Raw genomic sequence first — 4,534 nt, 5'->3', positions numbered from 1 at the left:
GCTCTTCGGCCAGCGCCTTGGCTCTCTGGACAACCTCGGGTGATTCGGATGAAATCATATCCTCCAATGTCCTCCCCATACGGTGCTCCTACTACAGATAGAATTAAAGGCCCACGCCGAGCAGGCATGGGCTCTGCGCATTAGATCAAGAAGTCATCCAGTGCTTTTCCAGCCGCAACTGCTTCTGCGATGGCCTTGGGCATGCGGCCCTGGCCAGTCCAGGTCTTCTCCTGACCGTCTTCGATGTATTTGTATTTTGCAGGACGAGGAGCACGTTTGGCCTGGGCTGAACCGTCAACTTTCGCCGGAGCCGCAGTACCAACAAGCTCACTCGGATCTATGCCCGCTTGTTTCAGCATCTCGGTGAACTCGGCCAGCTTTTGCAGGCGCTCGGCAGATTCTTCTCTCAATTTGGTCTCTTGCTGCTCACGCTCAGCAAAAATCTCTTCAAATTTTTCTCTGATTTCGACCAGCTGCTCAAATGACAGCTCACGCAGTGCAGCTCGCAGGCTACGAATATTCATCAGTGTTTTCAAAAAGTCATTCATTTTTTAGCCTCATGTATCACATTTTTATATCAGGAAAATTATCTCTCAATACCAGCATCAGCTCCACTGTTTTTGGCACCAAGATGATTCGAAAAATAGCATTATTCAAAAGGACGTGAGCTAAATCGCGTCTGGATCTACCTAGGGCCATGGTGCCAATCTTCTATGAAACTGTGTAGCCAAAAACTTAATCTAGGTGGTAGTGAGCATTGAGATCACCTCATGGAACCAGTTACTTATGGCATCGACATCAATCCAGAAGATGAGTGAGACACGATTAATCAGAGACCTGCTATATTGAAGCGAATTTCGGTGATGGGATGAAGTAACTTGCCCATGATGCTGGCTGGAAGGGGATGGTGGTGATCAGATTACCGACTTCTCAGTTCGTTCCACTCAAGAAGCATCGATTTGTGAAATAAGGCTGATGAAAGAACAACTGGAGCAATTTGCACGTATATTCCGGGTTATTTAAATGATGGTCTTTAAAAAATTCAAATCCACACTAAAAACTACAACCCTGTAGGTCGCTATATTTTTCTGAATGAATTTATAGCCATACACTAATAGTAACAAGTGCTAAAAACCTTCCGAAAAACAAATAGAAAAGATAAAAGAATATCCAGGCTAAATAAAAGGCATCAGTGCAAAACTGATGCCCATTGAAAAATAGATTACACACAACTACCTTAAATTAACCAAACCATTATCAATATCAATTATCTCTTTTTTATCTAAAGACCCTGAATTTAATTTCAATGTAGCAACGTTGACTATGTAACTATATCTAGAAATAGCTAACTTTGTCTTTGCATCATACAATTTTCTATTAGCATCCAATACATCAATGATCGTCCTATTTCCAACCTCATATCCTGCCTCGGTCGCTTTTAAAGCACTTTCAGCAGAAACTACAGCTTGTTGATATGCACGAACAGAGCCAATACTTGCATTAACATTGTTATATGAAGACTTAACTGCACTCATGACCGAGCGATAACTTTTCTCCAGCTGCTCACTGGCAGCAACATAGTCAAAAGAAGATTGTTTGACTTGTGATACTGTTGCACCACCTGTATATAGTGGCAATGAAAATTTAATACCAATGTCGCCTTGATTGGAATAACCGTCCGTATTAACTGTATTATCTTTGTAGTTATTATAAGTTGAAGATAACCCCATAGTAAGATCAACTAATGGCTTATGTCCTGACTTAGATAAATCAATCTGCATCTTCGCAAGTTCTTTTTTAATCCGAGCCTGATGTAATGCCAAATTTTTTTCAATTGCTGCATCAGTCCACTTATCAATTTTCCATAAAGTTTTTTGAGGACTGAAACGCTTTGTATCAAGCTTATTAAGCTTTTTATGCTCAAGACCAGTTAACTCACGTAGAGCCTCATAGCTATTTTCAAGCGTGTTCTCTGCATAGATCTCATCGGCAAAAGACTGATCGAAGGCGGCCTCTGCCTCATGTACATCAGTAATCGCGGCCAAGCCTACCTCAAAACGCTGCTGGGTTTGAGCAAGCTGCCTCTGAATTGCCTTTTTCGTTGCCTGAGAATAAATCAGCGAATCTTCAGCCTGGAGAACATTAAAATATGTCTGTATTGTACGAAGCACTAAGTTTTGATGCTCAAGAACATAAGAAACATCTGATAGTGTCGCATTCTTCGCAGCTAAATCAAGATTAATCCAATTAGCACTGTTGTAGAGAGATTGCTCTAGATTGATTGCACTATTCGTTGCGCTCCCAGTTTGCATATCCAGATTATCGTCAACATAGTTAGCACTAAGACCAAGATTTATCTTTGGTAGAAATGATGCTTGCTCTTCATTGATTTTTTCGAATGATTGGTCACGCATTGCCTTTGACTCAAGAAGTTGCGGATCCTTTTGCTTCGCCAAGTTATAAATATCTAGCAAGCCCTCCGCATGCGTGTAACTACTAAGAAGAGCGAGTATAGGTAAAAACATTTTGTTCATCATGATAGATACCAACAGATTGTAAATAAAGAAAACGAAAGTAGCGGATGCATATTCATATAATGCATCCGCCTGTGCACCAACCGTTATTCAGGCATATCAACACCTGTAGTATTAGTGATGCTCTTCAGAGTACGTCTACGCCATAAGTAAAATGCCGCAGGTAGAACTAAGAGAGTTAAAACGAGTGCGCTTACCATCCCACCAATCATTGGCGCGGCTATTCGTTGCATAACCTCAGAGCCAGTCCCATGACTCCACATGATAGGTAATAGGCCAGCAATTATCGTTACCACTGTCATCATTTTAGGACGTAGTCGCATTGCAGCTCCATGGATAACGGCACCATGTAATCCTGCATTATCAAGTTTATCGTTCTTAACGAGATCATCCCAAGCATGGTTGAGATAGATCAACATCAATACACCTGTTTCTACAGCGACACCTGCAAGTGCTATGAATCCAACTCCAACGGCCACTGACATATTAAATCCAGCTAGCCACACGTACCAAATGCCACCAACTACAGCAAGAGGCAAGGTCGTAAGAATAAGAAGCACTTCTTGAACACGCCGAAACGCCAAGTAAAGCAATAGAACTATGATGGCAACGGTTAATGGGACTACATAGGTAAGGCGAGCTTTAGCTCGTTCCATATATTCGTATTGACCAGACCAAGTAATAGAGTACCCAGCAGGAAGAACTAATTGTTCTCCGACCATTTTTTTTGCATCCGCGACAAATGATCCAATATCTCTATTACTAATATCAACATATACCCAACCATTTAACCTAGCATTTTCACTTCGCAACATTGGGGCTTCATCGCTAATATAAATTCGAGCAACATCAGCTAGAGCAATTCGTTCACCTTTGGGAGTGATCAAAGGAAGCAACTCTAGACTAGCGACTGAGTCGCGATAGCTTTGTGGATAGCGTATATTGATTGGATATCGCTCTCGCCCCTCTATCGTCTGTCCAACATCCATGCCGCCCACAGCCGTTGCTAGTACTGCTTGAACATCCGCAATATTGAGTCCATATCGGGCAGCCTTCAGTCTATCGATATCAACTTTGACATAACGACCACCGGCGACACGCTCAGCATACACGGATGATGCCCCCTCTACACTGCCAACAATTTTCTCAAGTTGCTGTCCTATTTTTTGTATCACTTTAAGATCTGGACCAGCAATCTTGATCCCAACAGGTGTTTTAATTCCTGTTGCGAGCATATCTGTTCGAGTCTTGATTGGGGGGACCCACGCATTTGTCAAACCAGGAAATTGAATTAATGAGTCTAGCTCTTCCCGTAATTTCTCTGGTGTCATCCCAGGACGCCACTCTGATTGAGGCTTCAGCTGAATAGTGGTTTCCATCATAACAAGATCAGCTGGATCTGTTGCACTATCCGCACGGCCAGCCTTACCGAATACATTCTTTACCTCAGGGACAGTTCTAATCAGCTTATCTGTTTGTTGTAATATCTCTCGCGTTTTCCCTACCGAGATATTTGTTGCCGTTGTCGGCATATACATCAGATCCCCCTCATCAAGTGGAGGAATAAACTCAGACCCTAAATATTTTAAAGGCAAGAAACCAACAACGGTCACGATAAATGCTAAAGTAAGAGTCACCTTCGGCCATGCTAAGACGCATTTCAGCAAAGGTATATAACCCTGACTTAGCCATCTATTAATTGGGTTCGCTTGTTCAGCAAGTACCTTACCACGAATAAAGTACCCCATTACAACAGGGACTAACGTTATTGCAAGTGCAGCAGCTGCGGCCATAGCATAAGTCTTAGTATATGCGAGCGGAGCAAACATCCGCCCTTCTTGTGCTTCAAGAGCAAATACTGGTAAAAAGCTCATGGTAATAATTAATAGAGAGAAAAATATAGCAGGGCCGACTTCTGCACTGGCCTCTCCAATTACCTTCCATCTGTTTTCATTAGTTAGGGGTGTCTGTTCCATATGCTTACCTGATTACCCATGATT

At 42.3% G+C, this 4,534-nt stretch carries 2 protein-coding genes and 1 pseudogene; all 3 read right to left on the bottom strand.

Annotated features, from left to right (window positions below; all coding sequences use genetic code 11):
• Window positions 1-140: 140 nt before the first annotated feature.
• The gene (locus tag BN1127_RS06880) at window positions 141-548 is read right to left on the bottom strand and encodes an H-NS family histone-like protein (RefSeq protein ID WP_042648953.1); all 408 of its coding nucleotides are present in this window, start codon (window positions 546-548) and stop codon (window positions 141-143) included.
• Between the two features lie 684 nt (window positions 549-1,232).
• Complete coding sequence (gene tolC, locus BN1127_RS06875) at window positions 1,233-2,534, bottom strand: outer membrane channel protein TolC (protein ID WP_042648954.1); 1,302 nt, start codon at window positions 2,532-2,534, stop codon at window positions 1,233-1,235.
• Window positions 2,535-2,620: 86 nt separating this feature from the next.
• A pseudogene (locus BN1127_RS21225) lies at window positions 2,621-4,516 on the bottom strand (efflux RND transporter permease subunit); the annotation flags it as partial.
• Window positions 4,517-4,534: the final 18 nt, after the last annotated feature.

It is taken from the genome of Aeromonas media (genome assembly GCF_000819985.1).
Taxonomy (GTDB): Bacteria; Pseudomonadota; Gammaproteobacteria; order Enterobacterales; family Aeromonadaceae; genus Aeromonas; species Aeromonas media.
The sequence above is the reverse complement of the archived record's forward strand: the minus strand, read 5'-3'. Positions and strand labels throughout refer to the sequence as shown.

Coding starts and splice junctions, on each gene's coding strand:
- tolC (WP_042648954.1), bottom strand. CDS start 2,534: ATGAACAAAATGTTTTTACCTATACTCGCTCTTCTTAGTAGTTACACG.
- BN1127_RS06880 (WP_042648953.1), bottom strand. CDS start 548: ATGAATGACTTTTTGAAAACACTGATGAATATTCGTAGCCTGCGAGCT.